General features: G+C 60.9%; 15 protein-coding genes and 1 pseudogene. 9 read left to right on the top strand and 7 right to left on the bottom strand.

Annotated elements, in window-relative coordinates; all coding sequences use genetic code 11:
* Positions 1-118 precede the first annotated feature (118 nt).
* The 5 genes from gpmI (at position 119) to AC0Z5Z_RS07365 (ending at position 6,808) form a co-directional block, all read left to right on the top strand.
* Positions 119-1,648 carry a 2,3-bisphosphoglycerate-independent phosphoglycerate mutase gene (gene gpmI / locus AC0Z5Z_RS07345; protein WP_423664263.1) on the top strand — a complete coding sequence of 510 codons (1,530 nt, stop codon included), beginning with the start codon at positions 119-121 and terminating at the stop codon, positions 1,646-1,648.
* A 254-nt stretch (positions 1,649-1,902) separates the two neighbouring features.
* Positions 1,903-3,189, top strand: a complete 1,287-nt coding sequence (locus AC0Z5Z_RS07350; protein WP_056787238.1) for a murein hydrolase activator EnvC family protein — start codon at positions 1,903-1,905, stop codon at positions 3,187-3,189.
* A gap of 31 nt (positions 3,190-3,220) precedes the next feature.
* Positions 3,221-4,540, top strand: coding sequence for a S41 family peptidase (locus AC0Z5Z_RS07355; protein WP_039756590.1), 1,320 nt, complete (start codon positions 3,221-3,223; stop codon positions 4,538-4,540).
* Between the two features lie 2 nt (positions 4,541-4,542).
* Positions 4,543-5,319, top strand: a complete 777-nt coding sequence (locus AC0Z5Z_RS07360) for a divergent polysaccharide deacetylase family protein (protein ID WP_485610915.1) — start codon at positions 4,543-4,545, stop codon at positions 5,317-5,319.
* 115 nt (positions 5,320-5,434) lie between these two features.
* Positions 5,435-6,808 carry a Vps62-related protein gene (locus tag AC0Z5Z_RS07365; RefSeq protein ID WP_485610916.1) on the top strand — a complete coding sequence of 458 codons (1,374 nt, stop codon included), beginning with the start codon at positions 5,435-5,437 and terminating at the stop codon, positions 6,806-6,808.
* Here AC0Z5Z_RS07365 and AC0Z5Z_RS07370 read toward each other — a convergent pair.
* From AC0Z5Z_RS07370 to AC0Z5Z_RS07400, 7 genes are all read right to left on the bottom strand, one after another.
* Positions 6,789-7,544 (bottom strand): substrate-binding periplasmic protein, encoded by a 756-nt coding sequence (locus AC0Z5Z_RS07370; RefSeq protein WP_041477526.1) that lies wholly within the window; start codon positions 7,542-7,544, stop codon positions 6,789-6,791. The two genes, AC0Z5Z_RS07365 and AC0Z5Z_RS07370, sit on opposite strands and share 20 nt — an antisense overlap.
* Before the next feature lie 73 nt (positions 7,545-7,617).
* Positions 7,618-8,388: an imidazole glycerol phosphate synthase subunit HisF gene (hisF, locus tag AC0Z5Z_RS07375; RefSeq protein WP_007897430.1), complete on the bottom strand. Its 771-nt coding sequence runs from the start codon at positions 8,386-8,388 to the stop codon at positions 7,618-7,620.
* A gap of 9 nt (positions 8,389-8,397) precedes the next feature.
* Positions 8,398-9,135, bottom strand: a complete 738-nt coding sequence (hisA, locus tag AC0Z5Z_RS07380) for a 1-(5-phosphoribosyl)-5-[(5-phosphoribosylamino)methylideneamino]imidazole-4-carboxamide isomerase (RefSeq protein ID WP_056787231.1) — start codon at positions 9,133-9,135, stop codon at positions 8,398-8,400.
* Positions 9,136-9,177: 42 nt separating this feature from the next.
* Complete coding sequence (locus AC0Z5Z_RS07385) at positions 9,178-9,438, bottom strand: DUF2164 domain-containing protein (RefSeq protein WP_485610917.1); 261 nt, start codon at positions 9,436-9,438, stop codon at positions 9,178-9,180.
* Positions 9,439-10,077, bottom strand: a complete 639-nt coding sequence (gene hisH, locus AC0Z5Z_RS07390; RefSeq protein ID WP_056787225.1) for an imidazole glycerol phosphate synthase subunit HisH — start codon at positions 10,075-10,077, stop codon at positions 9,439-9,441.
* A complete protein-coding gene (gene hisB, locus AC0Z5Z_RS07395) occupies positions 10,077-10,670 on the bottom strand; it encodes an imidazoleglycerol-phosphate dehydratase HisB (protein ID WP_016772125.1) in 594 nt (197 codons plus the stop codon). The genes hisH and hisB overlap by 1 nt, the downstream gene beginning before the upstream one ends.
* A 273-nt stretch (positions 10,671-10,943) precedes the next feature.
* Positions 10,944-12,608: an OFA family MFS transporter gene (locus tag AC0Z5Z_RS07400; protein WP_485610918.1), complete on the bottom strand. Its 1,665-nt coding sequence runs from the start codon at positions 12,606-12,608 to the stop codon at positions 10,944-10,946.
* 355 nt (positions 12,609-12,963) lie between these two features.
* Here AC0Z5Z_RS07400 and AC0Z5Z_RS07405 point away from each other — a divergent pair.
* The 4 genes and pseudogenes from AC0Z5Z_RS07405 to AC0Z5Z_RS07420 form a co-directional block, all read left to right on the top strand.
* A pseudogene (locus AC0Z5Z_RS07405) lies at positions 12,964-13,158 on the top strand (GNAT family protein); the annotation flags it as partial.
* Between the two features lie 78 nt (positions 13,159-13,236).
* Positions 13,237-15,453 carry an AsmA family protein gene (locus AC0Z5Z_RS07410; RefSeq protein WP_485610919.1) on the top strand — a complete coding sequence of 739 codons (2,217 nt, stop codon included), beginning with the start codon at positions 13,237-13,239 and terminating at the stop codon, positions 15,451-15,453.
* Positions 15,450-16,517 (top strand): A/G-specific adenine glycosylase, encoded by a 1,068-nt coding sequence (gene mutY / locus AC0Z5Z_RS07415; RefSeq protein WP_041477524.1) that lies wholly within the window; start codon positions 15,450-15,452, stop codon positions 16,515-16,517. The genes AC0Z5Z_RS07410 and mutY overlap by 4 nt, the downstream gene beginning before the upstream one ends.
* Positions 16,514-16,786, top strand: coding sequence for an oxidative damage protection protein (locus tag AC0Z5Z_RS07420; RefSeq protein ID WP_041477523.1), 273 nt, complete (start codon positions 16,514-16,516; stop codon positions 16,784-16,786). Before mutY ends, AC0Z5Z_RS07420 begins: the two co-directional genes overlap by 4 nt.
* The last annotated feature ends 36 nt before the right edge of the window (positions 16,787-16,822 follow it).

A 16,822-nucleotide genomic window follows, 5' to 3' on the forward strand; every position in this document is an offset into this window, starting at 1 on the left:
TATACACAGCCACTATGGTCGGCCAAACCCCGTCCGGCGGTGACGCGGTCGGAACTTCGCTTTAAACTCCAACTCCGTTTTCCATCGCCCTCTTCTTTATCAGCCACGAGTGGATTCCATGACGACTACGCCCAAACCTTTGGTCCTGATGATTCTCGACGGCTTCGGTCACAGCGACAGCCCCGAATCCAATGCCGTGTTCGCGGCAAAGAAACCTGTGCTGGATCGTCTGTGGGCCACCGTGCCGAACGGCTTGATCTCGGGCAGCGGCATGGACGTCGGTCTGCCGGACGGCCAGATGGGCAACTCCGAAGTCGGCCACATGAACCTCGGCGCCGGGCGCGTGGTGTATCAGGACTTCACCCGTGTGACCAAAGCGATCCGCGACGGCGAATTCTTCGACAATCCGACCATCTGCGCCGCTGTGGATAAAGCCGTGGCCGCCGGCAAAGCCGTGCACTTCATGGGCCTGCTGTCCGATGGCGGCGTGCACAGCCATCAGGATCACCTGATCGCCATGGCCGAGCTGGCCTTCAAGCGCGGCGCCGAAAAAATCTACCTGCACGCCTTCCTCGATGGCCGCGACACGCCGCCGAAAAGCGCTGCTTCGTCGATCGAACTGCTCGACGCGACTTTCCAGTCCCTCGGCAAAGGCCGGATCGCCAGCATCATCGGCCGCTATTTCGCCATGGACCGTGACAACCGTTGGGATCGCGTCGCCCAGGCCTACAACCTGATCGTCGACGGCAACGGCGAATTCAACGCCGCCACTGCTCAGGAAGGTCTCGAAGCCGCCTACGCCCGTGGCGAAAGCGACGAATTCGTCAAAGCCACTTCCATCGGTGAGCCGGTCAAAGTCGAAGACGGCGATGCCGTGGTGTTCATGAACTTCCGTGCCGACCGCGCCCGCGAGCTGACCCGGGTGTTCGTCGAAGACGATTTCAAGGAATTCGCGCGCGCCCGTCAGCCGAAACTGGCCGGTTTCGTCATGCTTACCCAGTACGCCGCAAGTATTCCGGCACCGTCGGCCTTCGCCGCCGGCAGCCTGGAAAACGTTCTTGGTGATTACCTGGCAAAAAACGGCAAGACCCAGCTGCGCATCGCTGAAACCGAGAAGTACGCTCACGTGACCTTCTTCTTCTCCGGCGGTCGTGAAGAACCGTTCCCGGGCGAAGAGCGCATCCTGATCCCGTCGCCGAAAGTCGCCACCTACGACTTGCAGCCGGAAATGAGCGCGCCGGAAGTCACCGACCGTATCGTCGACGCCATCGAAAACCAGCGCTACGACGTGATCGTGGTCAACTACGCCAACGGCGACATGGTCGGCCACAGCGGTGTGTTCGATGCAGCGGTCAAAGCGGTCGAGTGCCTCGACACCTGCGTCGGTCGCATCGTCGAGGCGCTGGAAAAAGTCGGCGGCGAAGCCTTGATCACTGCCGACCACGGCAACGTCGAAAAAATGGCCGATGAAGAAACCCACCAGGCGCACACCGCACACACCACCGAGCCGGTGCCGTTCATTTATGTCGGCAAGCGTGACCTGAAAGTGCGCGAAGGTGGTGTACTGGCTGACGTGGCACCGACCATGCTGATGTTGCTGGGTCTGGAAAAACCGGCGGAGATGACCGGGACTTCGATTCTGGTCTGAGCCGAATCCGGAAAACACCGCAAAAACCCTGTGGGAGCTGGCTTGCCAGCGATAGCAAGCTGACAGCCAGCATTTATGTTGAATGTGCAGCCGCCATCGCTGGCAAGCCAGCTCCCACAGTGGTTTGTGCTGGTTTCGAAGATTATTTTCAGCTGTATCTCCAGCCAGTTATCACACAGCCCCAATTGGGCGTTTTTTTTGCAGCCTCGGGCGGGCATACTAGGCCGTCCCTTACCCTGGTGCCGCCCGCCCCTATGCTTCGCGTCCTGATCGCCCTTGCTCTGACCTGTCTGCTCCAGCCGGCCTTCGCCGACGAGCGCGCGCAAACCCAACAGCAGTTGGACGCCACGCGTCAGGATATCGCCGAGCTGAAAAAACTCTTGGGCAAGCTGCAGGAAGAAAAGTCCGGCGTGCAGAAAGAGCTCAAGGGCACTGAAACCGAGATGGGCAAGCTGCAAAAGCAGGTCGACGCGCTGCAGAAAGAACTGCAGAAGAGCGAATCCGAGCTGCAGCGGCTCGATGCAGAGAAAAAAAAACTCCAGAGCGCGCGCACTGAACAGCAGCGACTGATCGCCATTCAGGCCCGAGCGGCGTACCAGAACGGCCGCCAGGAATACCTCAAGCTGCTGCTCAACCAGCAGAATCCCGAGAAATTCGCCCGCACCCTCACCTATTACGACTACCTGAGCCAGGCACGCCTGGAGCAGTTGAAGAACTTCAATGAAACCCTGCGCCAACTGGCCAATGTCGAAAAAGACATCGGTCTGCAGCAAGCGCAGTTGCTGGTGCAGAAAAGCGACCTGGACACGCAGCGCGAAGCACTCGAGAAAGTCCGCAAGGAGCGCCAGCAGGTTCTCGCCAGACTCAATGACGACGTCAAGGCCCGCGATCAGAAACTCGCCGCCCGCGAGCAGGATCAGGCAGACCTGTCTAAAGTCCTTAAAACCATTGAAGAAACCCTGGCCCGACAGGCTCGTGAGGCAGAAGAGGCGCGGCAGAAAGCGCTGATCGCCCAGCAGGAAGCGGAAAAAAAGCGTTTGCGTGAGGCGCAGGCTGAAAACAGCGACGCCCCACGAAAACCCGCCAGATCAAGCCCCGGCGCGCTGGTATCGAGCAGCGGCGAAACGTTTGGCGGGCCATTTGCTGCAACCCGGGGAAAACTTCCGTGGCCGGTTGATGGTCGATTACTCGCACGCTTCGGTGAAAGCCGTGGCGACGACGCCCGCACCAAGTGGGATGGCGTGATGATCAGCGCCTCCGCCGGCAGCCAGGTGCACGCCGTACACGGCGGGCGCGTGGTGTTCGCCGATTGGCTGCGCGGTGCCGGTTTGCTGGTGATTCTTGATCACGGCAACGGTTTTCTGAGTCTTTACGGCCACAACCAGACGCTGCTCAAGTCGGCGGGTGATGTGGTCAAGGCGGGCGAGTCGATTTCCACTGTCGGTAACAGTGGCGGTCAGGACACGCCAGCGCTGTATTTCGCAATTCGTCAGCAGGGTCACCCGAGTGATCCGGCGCAATGGTGTCGTGCGCAAGGATAAGCGCACCACCTAATTCAGGAGTTCGTTCGACATGCTGCATTTGTCCCGCCTTACCTCGCTGGCCCTGACGATCGCCCTGGTGATCGGCGCGCCTCTGGCGTTCGCCGCGCAACCGGCCCCGACCGTCGCTCCGGCAGGCACTGCCGCGACCGCCAAGGCGCCGTTGCCACTGGAAGAGCTGCGCACCTTCGCCGAGGTCATGGACCGGATCAAAGCCGCGTACGTCGAGCCTGTGGACGACAAGACCCTGCTGGAAAACGCGATCAAGGGCATGCTCAGCAACCTCGATCCGCATTCGGCCTACCTTGGCCCGGAAGATTTCACCGAGCTGCAGGAAAGCACCAGCGGTGAATTCGGCGGTCTGGGCATCGAAGTCGGCGCCGAAGACGGCTTCATCAAGGTCGTCTCGCCGATTGATGACACGCCAGCGTCGAAGGCGGGCATCCAGGCTGGCGACTTCATCGTCAAGATCAACGGCCAGCCAACCCGTGGCCAGACCATGACCGAAGCCGTCGACAAGATGCGCGGCAAGATCGGTCAGAAAATCACCCTGACCCTGGTTCGCGATGGCGGCACGCCGTTCGACGTGACCCTGGCCCGTGCAGTGATTCAGGTCAAGAGCGTCAAGGCGCAGCTGCTGGAATCGGGCTACGGCTATATCCGCATCACCCAGTTCCAGGTCAAGACCGGCGAAGAAGTCTCCAAGGCTCTGGCCAAACTGCGCAAGGACAACGGCAAGAAGCTCAACGGCATCATCCTCGACCTGCGCAACAACCCGGGCGGCGTGCTGCAATCGGCGGTTGAAGTGGTCGACCATTTCATCACCAAGGGCCTGATCGTCTACACCAAGGGCCGCATTGCCAACTCCGAGTTGCGCTTCTCCGCCACCGGCAAGGACGAGAGCGAAGCGGTACCGATGGTCGTGCTGATCAACGGTGGCAGTGCCTCGGCTTCGGAGATCGTCGCCGGCGCCCTGCAGGACCAGAAACGTGCCGTGGTCATGGGCACCACCAGTTTCGGCAAGGGCTCGGTGCAGACCGTGCTGCCGCTGAACAACGACCGCGCGCTGAAGATCACCACCGCGCTGTATTTCACGCCGAACGGCCGCTCGATCCAGGCTCAGGGCATCGTGCCGGACATCGAAGTGCGCCGCGCGAAGATCACCAACGAAGCCGACAGCGAGTACTTCAAGGAAGCTGATCTGCAAGGTCACCTGGGCAACGGCAACGGCGGCGCCGACAAACCGAGCGGTTCCGGCGGCAAGGCGAAAGCGATGCCGCAGGATGACGATTACCAGTTGGCCCAGGCCCTGAGCCTGCTCAAAGGCCTGAGCATCACGTCCGGCCGCTGAGGATGTTGCTGCGTTCCCTCTGCGTTCTGTTGTGCTGTCTGGCGGGTCTTGCCCAAGCAGAGCCCGCCAGTTCCTCGCCGCACAAGGCCTACCTGACACTGATCATCGATGACCTGGGGCAGAACCTGCCCCGGGATCGTCGCGTGCTCGCCCTGCCCGGCCCGGTCACGGCGGCGATCATGCCCGATACCCCCCACGCCACGGAATTTGCCCGCGAAGCTCATCGCGCCGGCAAGATCGTCATCCTGCACATGCCCATGGACCCGGCCACCGGGCCTTACGCCTGGCACCCGGAACTGCCCCTCGAAGAACTGCAGAAACGCCTGAATGCTGCGTTCGAAAAAGTCCCGTTCACTGCCGGCATCAACAATCACATGGGCAGCCGCATGACCGCGCAGCCTGTGGCGATGGCGTGGTTGATGGGCGAATTGCAGCGTCGGCACAAGTTCTTCGTCGACAGCCGCACCAGCGCTCAAACGGTCGCTGCGCAGCAGGCGCAGAAAATCGACCTGGCCAGCGTTTCCAGAGACGTGTTTCTCGATGATGAGCGCACCGAAGCGGCCATTGCCACTCAGTTGCAGACCGCGATCGCCCTGGCGCACAAACAGGGTTCAGCGGTGATGATCGGCCATCCGTATCCGCAGACCCTGGCGGTGCTCGAGCGCGAATTACCCAAGCTCAAAGCGCAGGGCATCGACTGGATCGATATCAGGCAGATGATCAGCGTGCGCAGCAACCGCGCCATGGCTGGCCATGGCAAGGATGGCGTTTACCGGTAACACCCGGTCACGTTGCAATACATAGTTACCACCGAACGCCCCTCCCCCTTCCGGATAGTGAGACCTGCAACAGGTCGCGACTCCTTTGAGTCGCTTGCAACTATCAGGAGTGCCCATGACAAACAACGCCCCGATTATCCCGCCCGTTGGGCGGACTGAACCGATCCGCATCGATAACCTGCTGATCAATTTCACAACAGAATTTCTGCGCATCTGGGATACCAACGGTTTGTCGGCCAGACCCGCGTCGTTCTGGCGCCCGACCCCGGCTCCCGACGCGCTGCCCGGTTATTTCCCCTTGGGCGACTTCGTCACCAGAGGCGTTGGCAACATCAACGGTGAACGCGTGGTCGCGGTTGTTTGTGAGGCAGACATTGCCAGCAATGACCCCACCAAAGGCAGGGCACTGCGACGTCCCGATGATTACGAGCTGGTCTGGAAGGACTCCGGATCAGGCTCGAAAAGAGATCTGTCGATCTGGCGACCGCTAGCTCCCGCAGGCTACGTAGCGCTGGGGTCGGTGTGCTCGAACGATCATGAAAAACCTTCGCTCAACGCGGTGCGCTGCGTTCGCGAAGACCTGGTGATCGCGTCGAATACCACCGATCTGATCTGGGACGACAAGGGCAGCAAGGCCCGACAGCGCGTCAGCACCTGGAGCGCCGTTCCTCCAGCCGCTTTGCCGGGCGAAGTCTACTTGGCATCGGGCAGTTTTTTCAGCTTGAGTGACTACACCCGACCGGCCAGTTTCCCGGTCTACTGCTTGCGCTTGCAGATCGGCCTGCAGATGTCTACACGCCCATCGCCACCGGTGCTCTGCGGCGAGACGCCAACACCTGTAGAGCCAACGGACGATGCGACTTACACCGCCAGCCTCCCCTGGTTCACGGTCAACGATCCGCGTTACACCGCCGCTGAGCAATGGCGTCACTCGCCCTTCTATCTGCTTGAACGCAAGGATCGCTACATCCTCGTCGGTCACGCACGCAACAGTGGCAACGACAGCCAGATATTCAGGTGGAATGCGCAGCGCGCCCAGCGTACTGGCGGCTTGCGTACTTTCACCCAGACCACATCCATCGAATTCGGCGCCCAATGGCAAACCCGACAGCACGGCGCGTTGATGTTTTCCGCACGGCTGGGCCACGATTTCACCCAATGCGAACTGCATTCGAATGAATGGCTCAATACAGCGACCATCGAAGTGGTTGCGGTGGTGGACAAAAACCGCTCAGTGGCCGCCTACCTGGCCCAGAGCGAATACAGACTGGTGCGCGCGGACGGCACGGCAGTGACGGATGGTTTCATCTACACCGATGGCAATAGCCTGCACATCAGCCAGTACGCACCCACCGAGCCTGCAACCATCGTCGCGTCGGAGCCAGAGGCGGTCGAAGATCAGACTGTGCTTGCGCCTGCGACCGAGGGCGAAATCAGCGCCTCCCTGCCAGAGCCCGACGAGTCAGCCGTTACAGATAGCGCGCCATGATTTCATCGACCACGCCTTCCTTGCGCAACTGATCCAGCGCGGTCTGTAGCTTGTTGACCACCTCATCGGAGACGTCCTTGTTCAGCGCCAGATACAACTCGGCGCTGTTGAAGCGCAGTACGGTCTTCAGGCCGGTCACGCCATCCTGCCGCGCCAGATAACGGCCGGCAGGATCACCCGTGGCCCACAGATCGATCTGGCCATTGAGCAGTTTTTTTGCGTTGTCCTGATCGCGCAGCACTACTACCGGTTTGAGGCCTTGCTTGGTGAGCGTCTCGGCAATCGCATCGCCCTTGTAGGCGCCGATCTTGTATTTGCGCGCATCATTGAGGGTTTCGAGGGTGATCTTGCTGTCAGCCTTGGCCAGCAGGATCCAGTCGTCCGGGCCGATTGGGCCGACCCATTTGAACAGTCTTTCGCGATCGGGCAGGCGCGCCATGACGAAGGCCCCGTAGCCGGGATTCTCCAGGGCGAGTTTGTAGACACGCTCCCAGGGGAAACGCAGGGTCAGGCTGTAAGTGAGGCCGGCGCGCTGGAACATCTCGCGAACGATGTCCGTGGCAATGCCGTTGATGTTGTCGCCCTGGGCAAAATTCTTGCCGTTCTTCGCCATGTTGTACGGCGGGAAGTTCTCGGTGAGCAGCACCAGATCGGTGTCGGGACTGGTTTCGGCCCGGGCATTGCTGATGAACAACAACGAGGCGCTGGCGAGAACAACAAGCAGGCGTTTGATCATGTCGGGCTACCGGAATCCATGGCGTGCCCAAGAGTGCCTTGGGCGCGCCATGCTGTCCACTGGCCTGTACGCTTTAGCGCATGACGATGCCGCGATGGGCCATGTAGGCCTTGGCTTCCTGCACGGTGTATTCGCCGAAGTGGAAAATACTCGCCGCCAGCACCGCACTGGCATGACCTTCGAGAATGCCATCGGCCAGATGCTGCAGATTGCCGACACCACCGGAAGCGATCACCGGAATGCCCAGCGCGTCGCTGATGGCGCGGGTCACGCCGAGGTCGAAACCGTTTTTCATGCCGTCCTGATCCATGCTGGTCAGGAGGATCTCGCCGGCACCGAGGCCTTCCATTTTCTTCGCCCACTCGACTGCGTCGAGACCGGTCGGCTTGCGCCCGCCGTGGGTGAAGATTTCCCAGCGCGGGGTTTCGCCGGGACCGGAAACTTTCTTGGCGTCGATGGCAACGACGATGCACTGCGAGCCGAAATGCTGCGCGGCCTCGCCGACGAACTCGGGGTTGAACACGGCGGCGGTGTTGATCGACACCTTGTCCGCGCCGGCATTGAGCAGGTTGCGGATGTCCTGCACGGTACGCACACCACCGCCGACGGTCAGCGGGATGAATACCTGGCTGGCCATGCGCTCGACGGTATGCAGCGTAGTGTCACGACCATCGACGCTGGCGGTGATGTCGAGAAAGGTAATCTCGTCGGCGCCCTGCTCGTCGTAGCGACGGGCGATTTCCACCGGGTCACCGGCGTCGCGGATGTTCTCGAACTTCACACCTTTGACGACCCGGCCGTTGTCCACGTCCAGGCAAGGGATGATGCGTTTGGCCAGCGCCATGGTCAGTCCTCAGCCTTGGTACGAATCGCAGAAAGCTTGCGCTTCGGCGACGTCGAGAGTGCCTTCGTAGATCGCCCGGCCGGTAATCGCGCCGATGATGCCCGGTGCCTTGGCGTCGAGCAGCGACTTGATGTCACCCAGGTTATGGATGCCGCCGGAAGCGATCACCGGAATCCTGGTGGCAGCGGCCAGCGCGGCGGTGAACGGTACGTTGCAGCCCTGCATCATGCCGTCTTTGGCGATGTCGGTATAAACGATCGAGGATACGCCGTCGGCTTCGAACTGCTTGGCCAGGTCGATGACCTGTACGGTGCTGATTTCCGCCCAACCGTCGGTGGCAACGAAACCGTCTTTGGCATCCAGACCCACGATGATCTTGCCTGGGAACGCACGGCAGGCTTCAGCGACGAACGCCGGATCCTTAACGGCTTTGGTGCCGATGATCACGTAGCTCACGCCCGCCTTGACGTAATGCTCGATGGTTTCCAGCGAACGAATGCCGCCACCGATCTGGATCGGCAGGGTCGGGTAACGCTTGGCGATTGCGGTAACCACTTCGCCGTTGACCGGCTGGCCTTCGAACGCACCGTTGAGGTCGACCAGATGCAGACGGCGGCAACCGCCCTCCACCCACTTGGCAGCCATGCTCACCGGGTCATCGGAGAACACCGTGGAATCTTCCATGCGGCCCTGGCGCAGACGTACGCAGGCACCGTCTTTGAGATCGATAGCGGGAATAATCAGCATCTGGCAAACCTTAAAATTGGAATGTTCAGCTTGGCTCGGGAATCAGTTTTTCTCGAGCGCCCACAGGTCGCTTTCGATGCTTTCAAACCGTTCCTTGAGGTGGGTCTGCACATCGAAAATCGCCCTGTTGTAATAGTGCGGAGCAATCTCGCGGGTAAACAGCTCAAGAATTTCCGCCGCTTCGAACGAACCCAGGTCCAGTTCGAAACGGTCTTCCATGAACCGCTGGATCTTGCGATTGGCCTCGCTCTCCTGCTCGGGAGCGAGGGTCAGGATCGGCGGTCTGGACTTCTTGACAGCCATTTACCAGCGACCGTCCCACGCAGCGAAGTTCTGCAGCAGTTGCAGGCCGTGGGTATGGCTTTTCTCCGGGTGGAACTGCACGGCGAAACGCGAACCGTCGGCCAGCGCTGCGGCGAAATCGACACCGTAATGACCGCTGCCCACCACCTGCCGCGCATTGGCGGCGGCGATGTAGTAGCTGTGCACGAAGTAGAAACGCGCCAGATCCGGGATGTCATGCCACAGCGGGTGACTGATCTTCTGCTTTACCTCGTTCCAGCCCATGTGCGGGACTTTGAGGTGCTCGCCGTCTTCGTGCAGATCCTTGCCGAAGAATTTCACCGCGCCCGGAAACAGGCCGATGCAGTCGACGCCGGCGTTCTCTTCGCTGGTATCGAGCAAGGCTTGCATGCCGACGCAGATGCCGAGGAACGGCCGATCCTGGCTGACCTCACGGACCAGCGAGTCGAAGCCGAGGCGACGGATCTCCGCCATGCAATCGCGAATCGCGCCAACGCCCGGGAATACCACACGGTCGGCTTCTCGAATCACGTTCGCGTCGCTGGTAATCAGCACCTTGCCGGCGCCGACGTGCTCGAGCGCTTTGGCCACCGAGTGCAGATTGCCCATGCCGTAGTCGATAACTGCAACCGTCTGCATTACAGAACGCCTTTGGTCGACGGCATTTGCCCGGCCATGCGCTCGTCAAGCTCGACGGCCATGCGCAGCGCGCGGCCGAAAGCCTTGAACACGGTTTCGATCTGGTGGTGAGTGTTGGTGCCGCGCAGGTTATCGATGTGCACGCTGACCAGCGCGTGGTTGACGAAGCCCTGGAAAAACTCCTGGAACAGGTCAACGTCGAAACCGCCGACGGTGGCGCGGGTGTACGGCACGTGCATCTGCAGGCCCGGGCGACCGGAGAAATCGATCACCACGCGCGACAGCGCTTCATCGAGCGGCACGTAGGCATGGCCGTAGCGACGGATGCCTTTCTTGTCGCCGATGGCTTTGGCGAACGCCTGGCCGAGGGTGATACCGACGTCTTCCACCGTATGGTGGTCGTCGATATGCAGATCGCCCTTGCATTCGATATCCAGGTCGATCAACCCGTGACGGGCAATCTGATCCAGCATGTGCTCAAGAAAAGGTACACCGATATCGAATCGGGCCTTTCCGGTGCCATCAAGGTTGATCGAGGCTTTGATCTGGGTTTCCAGAGTGTCGCGCTCGACAGACGCCTTACGTTCGGCCATCACCAGCTCCGCAAAATCATTGGGCGAAAAAGGCAGCCATTATAGGCACGCAGGAGGCAAACAGAAACACGAGAGGTGAGATGCCTGACGGATAGAACGCCCGGCTGTCGCGGGTAGACATGTCCATACAAGCCAGTACAGGCATGCCATAAACAAATGTGGGAGCGAGCCTGCTCGCGAATGCGGTACGCCAGCCAACATGGATGTCGACTGGTGCTCCGTCTTCGCGAGCAGGCTCGCTCCCACAGGTTCGGCGTTTATTCAGCTAACACCTTAGTGAAACAATACCGCCGTCTTCTGCAGGGTCACCCACACACCCCACGCCAACGGAATACCCACCACCAGCCATGCCGCGATCGCCAGAGGCTTGGTGCCCGGCGCGGCTTTCCACTCCAGAACGGTGCTGGCGTCAGCACCTTTGTCGTGACCCAGCGCCTGTTCAGCAGCCAGTTCAGCGTCGGTCATGAAGTACTTGTCGGCCACCGGACGGACCATCAGATTGCACAGGAAGCCCAGCACCAGCAGGCCGGCGAGGATGTACAGGGTGATGTCGTAAGCGGCAGCGCGTTCCACGCCGATACTCAACTGATATTCACGCAGGTAGTTCACCAGCACCGGACCGAGCACCCCGGCAGCGGCCCAGGCAGTCAGCAGACGACCGTGGATCGCACCGACCATCTGTGTACCGAACAGGTCGGCCAGATACGCCGGAACGGTGGCAAAACCACCGCCGTACATCGACAGGATGATGCAGAACGCCGCCACGAACAGCGCAACGTTGCCCAGATGGCCCATGTTCGGAATCAGCGCGTACAGGGCAAAACCCAGCGCGAAGAACACGAAGTAGGTGTTCTTGCGCCCCAGGTAGTCGGAGAACGAGGCCCAGAAGAACCGGCCACCGATGTTGAACAGGCTAAGCAGACCGGTGAAGCCCGCTGCGATCGCCGCGATCGAGGCCAGTTGGCCAGCGTCGAGCTGACCGAACGGCACATCGACGCCCAGCAGTTTGCCGCCGAACACTTCCTGCAACAGTGGCGAAGCCATGCCGAGGATGCCGATACCCGCCGACACGTTCAGGCACAGCACCAGCCAGACCAGACGGAATTGCGGAGTTTTCCAGGCTACATTCACGTGAACGTGACGGTTGGTGATCATCGCGTTGGAAGCTTTCTTCGCCGGAGCGGTCCAGCCTTCAGGTTTCCAGCCGGTTGGCGGCACGCGGTAGGACAGTGCGCCACCGATCATGAACACGAAGTAAATGGCCGCCATGGCTACGAAGCTCTGCCATACGCCCACGCCTTCTGGCGAAGCGAAGTGGCTCATCAGCGCAGTCGCCAATGGTGCACCGACCATTGCGCCGCCACCGAAGCCCATGATCGCCATGCCGGTCGCCATGCCGCGCTTGTCCGGGAACCACTTGATCAGGGTCGACACCGGCGAGATATAGCCCAGGCCCAGACCGATACCGCCGATCACGCCGGAGCCGATCCACATCAGCCAGATCTGGTGGGTATAGATACCCAGCGCGGAAATCAGCAGACCGCCGCACCAGCACAAGGCCGAGACCACGCCCGCTTTACGAGGCCCGGCGTGTTCCAGCCAGCCACCCCAGATCGCTGCCGAGCAGCCGAGGAAGATGAAGAACAGCGTGTAGATCCAGCCGAGCATGGAGATCGGCCAGTCGCAGTTCGACGAAAATACCTGTGCGATGAAGCTCATGTCCGGCGCGCAAGCCACCGGTGCGGTAACGCCCAGTGCCTTGGACAGCGGCAACCAGAACACCGAGAAGCCGTAGGCCATGCCGATGCACAGGTGAATGGCCAAAGCGGCCGGTGGAACCAGCCAACGGTTGAAACCGGGCTTGGCGATGATGCGTTCCTTGGACAGGAACGCAGGCTGGTCGGATTTGAAGCCGTCCGCCGTGATGCTCGTGCTCATTGTGTATCCCCCAATTGTTAGTATGGTTCGCCAGCCACTGCTCACCCTCGGCCTTATGCACGCAGGCATGACCGTTTTTTTAGGTGAAGCTCCTTGAAGGCGCGACGTTAAGTCGCAGACGGGCGGACGAACTGGCGAAGGTTACCATTCTCAGGTGACAGAAAAACCAAACTGATATCACCTTTTTTCTGTCACCTGTGTTCGCCCCCTGTAGGAGCTGCGGAACGCTGCGATCTTTTGATCTTTTTGAAAATGCCAAAATCAAAAGATCGCAGCGTTCCGCAGCTCCTACAGACGGCATTTCAATGGGGTTACCATGCCGGATGTTGTTCAGGTGCCTGACACCGATATGTGCATTTGCTACTTGTCCCATTTATGCGTGCGAAAAGTTACCCGTCGCCTTGGCGGGGCTGAACGACGGGTGAACCAAGCGCAAAAAATGGCGTCGCAAGCGGGGGCCGGATTGCGCCCTCTGGCGCCCGCCGGGCGTCCTCAAGCGCAGGCACCGGTGGCGAAGTCGCAGGTGCCACCGCCGACCCTCGGCAGATGACGCCACACCGAACCGGGTGTTTGCAGCGCTATACTCCCCGGCCAAATGACGAATTCGACTAACTACAAGGACTCGCCCATGAAAGCGTTCGGCAAAATCCTGGGTCTGGTACTTCTCGGGCTGTTGCTGATCATTGTGGCGGCAGGTTTTGCCCTGACCCACCTCTTCGATCCCAACGACTACAAAGACGAGATCCGCCAGATAGCCCGCGACAAGGCCCACATCGAGCTGACGCTCAATGGCGATATCGGCTGGAGCCTGTTCCCGTGGCTTGGTCTGGAACTGCACGAAGCCAGCGTCGCCACCCTGGCCAAGCCTGCCGAACCGTTTGCCGACCTGCAGATGCTCGGCCTGTCCGTGCGCGTGCTGCCGTTGTTGCGCCGCGAAGTGCAGATGAGCGACGTGCGCGTCGAAGGCCTCAACCTGCGCCTGAACCGCGACAAGAACGGCCACGGCAACTGGGAAGACATCGGCAAGGTGCCTGTGGCGCCTGGCTCGACTCCACCCGCCACACCGGGCGCGACCGCCAGCGAGCCGACCGTCGCCGTAGAAAAACCGGCGCAACCGATCCGCCTCGACATCGACAGCCTGACCGTCAACAACGCCCGCGTTGAATACACCGATGAGCTGACCGGCAAGCAGTTCAGTGCCGAAAGCATTCAGTTGAGCACCGGCCCGGTGCACGACTCGACCAATATCCCGGTAAAAGCCACCGCGTTCCTCGGCACCAACCAACCGGTGCTGCGCGTGCGCACCGAGCTCAACGGCGAGCTGCGCTTCGAGCGCGCCCTGCAACGCTACAAGTTCGAAGACTTGAAGCTGACCGGCGAACTCGCTGGCGATCCGCTGCAAGGCAAAACCATGACCTTCTCTGCTCAAGGGCAGTTATTGCTGGATAAAGCAGCGAACGTCGCCGAATGGACCGGCATCAAAATTTCCGCCAACCAGTTGCGCGCCCTGGGCGAGCTGAAAGCCAACGACCTCGACAAGACGCCACAGATCAGCGGCGGCATTTCCATCGCCCAGTTCGATCTGGCGAAATTCGTCGACAGTATCGGCCAGACACTGCCGGCGATGGGCGAAGGCAGCCTGAGCAAGGTCGAACTGGTCAGCCGCGTTGCGGCCACCCCGACCAGCCTGTCGTTCGACAACATCAACCTGAAACTCGATGACAGCAACTTCAGCGGCCGCATCGCCATCGAGGACTTCGCCAAACAATCGCTGCGCGCGATTCTCAAGGCCGACACGTTCAACGTCGACCGCTACCTGCCACCGAAATCGGCTCAGGCCAACAACGCCACGCAAACCCGTCAGGCCGAAGTCGCCAGCACCGAGGCTGGCGCCGTCGCAGGCACCACGCCGCTGCCGGACAAACCGAGCAAAACCGCCTGGAGCACCGAGCGCCTGCTGCCGGTCGAGCGCCTGGCCAAACTGGACGTGGACGCCGACCTGACTTTCGGCCAACTGACCCTCGACAAACTGCCAATCCAGAACGCCGCGCTCAAAGCCACCGGTCAGGGCGGCCTGCTGACACTGACTAACCTGAGCGGTGATCTGTACAACGGCGGTTTCGTCGCCAACGGCACGCTCGACGTGCGCCCAAGCGCGCCGGTACTGAACCTGCAGACCCGGCTCAATCGCGTCCCGGTGGAAAAAATCATCGAAAGCCAAGGCAAAAATCCGCCGGTCAAAGGGCTGGTGACGCTGACCAGCAGCCTCACCGGCAGCGGCAACAGCCAACAGGCGCTGATCGACACGCTCAACGGCAACGCCAGTTTCGTCATCAACAACGGCGTGCTGCTCAATGCCAATCTCGAACAGCAATTGTGCAAAGGCATCGCCACCCTCAACCGCAAGACCCTTAGCGGCGAGCCTCGGGGCAAGGACACGCCGTTCGAGGAGCTCAAGGGCAACCTGACCGTGCGCAACGGCGTCGCCAGCAACCCCGACCTGAAAGTGCGTATCCCTGGCATGACCGTCAACGGTGACGGCGACATCGACCTGCGCGTGCTCGGCATGGATTACCGCGTCGGCATCATCGTCGAGGGCGACACCAGCGCCATGCCCGACCCGGCCTGTCAGGTCGGCGAGAAGTTCGTCGGCATCGAGTGGCCACTGCGCTGCCGTGGCCCGCTGGAACTGGGGGCCAAGGCCTGTCGCGTCGACAATGACCGCCTTGGTCAGGTCGCCAGCAAAATGGCCGGCAACAAACTCAGCGAAAAGATCGACGAGAAACTGGGCGACAAAGTCAGTCCGGAACTGAAAAACGCATTGAAGGGGCTGTTCAAGCGATGACAGCGGAGCAGTTTTCCACGGCGGTGCTGGAGTGGTTCGACCGCCATGGCCGCCACGACTTGCCGTGGCAGCAGGACATCAATCCGTATCGGGTCTGGGTGTCCGAGATCATGTTGCAGCAGACCCAGGTCAGCACCGTGCTCAACTATTTCGAGCGCTTCATGGCGGCGCTGCCGACAGTCGAAGCGCTTGCCGAAGCGCCGGAAGACGAGGTGCTGCATCTGTGGACCGGGCTGGGTTATTACACTCGCGCACGCAATCTGCAGAAGACCGCGAAGATCGTCGTCAGCCAGTACGCTGGCGAATTCCCGCGTGACGTGGAAAAACTCACCGAGCTGCCGGGCATCGGCCTGTCCACCGCGGGGGCGATCGCCAGCATCAGCATGGGCCTGCGCGCGCCGATCCTCGACGGCAACGTCAAACGCGTGCTGGCGCGCTTCACGGCGCAAGAGGGCTACCCCGGCGAACCGAAAGTCGCCAAACAGCTGTGGGCCAACGCCGAGCGCTTCACCCCGCACGATCGGGTCAACGCTTACACCCAGGCGATGATGGATCTTGGCGCCACACTCTGCACGCGCAGCAAGCCGAGCTGTCTGCTGTGCCCGCTCAAGCGTGGCTGTGAAGCGCACATGCTTGGTCTGGAAACACGTTATCCGATTCCCAAGCCACGCAAGGCCATCCCGCAGAAACGCACGCTGATGCCGATGCTCGCCAACGGCGAAGGCGCGATTCTGCTTTACCGCCGCCCGTCGACGGGACTGTGGGGCGGTTTGTGGAGCCTGCCGGAACTGGATGATCTGGAAGATCTGCAGCATCTGGCCGATCAGCACTCGCTGACCATGGGTCAGCAGCAGGCGCTGCCGAGCCTGATTCACACCTTCAGCCACTTCCAGTTGTCCATCGAACCGTGGCTGGTTCAGGTGCAGGAAGCCAGCCATCACGTGGCCGAGGCCGACTGGCTCTGGTATAACCTCGCCACCCCGCCGCGCCTGGGCCTTGCTGCCCCGGTCAAGACCTTGCTCGAACGCGCGGCCGCCGTATTGAATGCAGGAGAGTCGCCATGACCCGCACCGTAATGTGCCGCAAGTACAAAGAAGAACTGCCCGCGCTGGAGCGCGCCCCTTTCCCGGGCGCCAAGGGCCAGGATATTTTTGACCACGTCTCGGCCAAGGCCTGGGCCGACTGGCAGAAACACCAGACCCTGCTGATCAACGAAAAGCGCCTGAACATGATGAACGCCGACGATCGCAAATACCTGCAGGGCGAAATGGACAAGTACTTCTCCGGCGAGGAATACGCCAAGGCCGAAGGCTACGTGCCGCCAGCCGAATAACCGGTATATTTCGTAAGCGACGGAATTAATTTAAGA

It is taken from the genome of Pseudomonas sp. 1L-E-NC-VB-C3 (assembly GCF_057291535.1).

Coding starts and splice junctions, on each gene's coding strand:
- AC0Z5Z_RS07400 (WP_485610918.1), bottom strand. CDS start 12,608: ATGAGCACGAGCATCACGGCGGACGGCTTCAAATCCGACCAGCCTGCG.
- hisB (WP_016772125.1), bottom strand. CDS start 10,670: ATGGCCGAACGTAAGGCGTCTGTCGAGCGCGACACTCTGGAAACCCAG.
- AC0Z5Z_RS07370 (WP_041477526.1), bottom strand. CDS start 7,544: ATGATCAAACGCCTGCTTGTTGTTCTCGCCAGCGCCTCGTTGTTGTTC.
- hisA (WP_056787231.1), bottom strand. CDS start 9,135: ATGCTGATTATTCCCGCTATCGATCTCAAAGACGGTGCCTGCGTACGT.
- AC0Z5Z_RS07385 (WP_485610917.1), bottom strand. CDS start 9,438: ATGGCTGTCAAGAAGTCCAGACCGCCGATCCTGACCCTCGCTCCCGAG.
- mutY (WP_041477524.1), top strand. CDS start 15,450: ATGACAGCGGAGCAGTTTTCCACGGCGGTGCTGGAGTGGTTCGACCGC.
- gpmI (WP_423664263.1), top strand. CDS start 119: ATGACGACTACGCCCAAACCTTTGGTCCTGATGATTCTCGACGGCTTC.
- AC0Z5Z_RS07410 (WP_485610919.1), top strand. CDS start 13,237: ATGAAAGCGTTCGGCAAAATCCTGGGTCTGGTACTTCTCGGGCTGTTG.
- hisF (WP_007897430.1), bottom strand. CDS start 8,388: ATGGCGCTGGCCAAACGCATCATCCCTTGCCTGGACGTGGACAACGGC.
- AC0Z5Z_RS07360 (WP_485610915.1), top strand. CDS start 4,543: ATGTTGCTGCGTTCCCTCTGCGTTCTGTTGTGCTGTCTGGCGGGTCTT.
- hisH (WP_056787225.1), bottom strand. CDS start 10,077: ATGCAGACGGTTGCAGTTATCGACTACGGCATGGGCAATCTGCACTCG.
- AC0Z5Z_RS07420 (WP_041477523.1), top strand. CDS start 16,514: ATGACCCGCACCGTAATGTGCCGCAAGTACAAAGAAGAACTGCCCGCG.
- AC0Z5Z_RS07355 (WP_039756590.1), top strand. CDS start 3,221: ATGCTGCATTTGTCCCGCCTTACCTCGCTGGCCCTGACGATCGCCCTG.
- AC0Z5Z_RS07365 (WP_485610916.1), top strand. CDS start 5,435: ATGACAAACAACGCCCCGATTATCCCGCCCGTTGGGCGGACTGAACCG.
- AC0Z5Z_RS07350 (WP_056787238.1), top strand. CDS start 1,903: ATGCTTCGCGTCCTGATCGCCCTTGCTCTGACCTGTCTGCTCCAGCCG.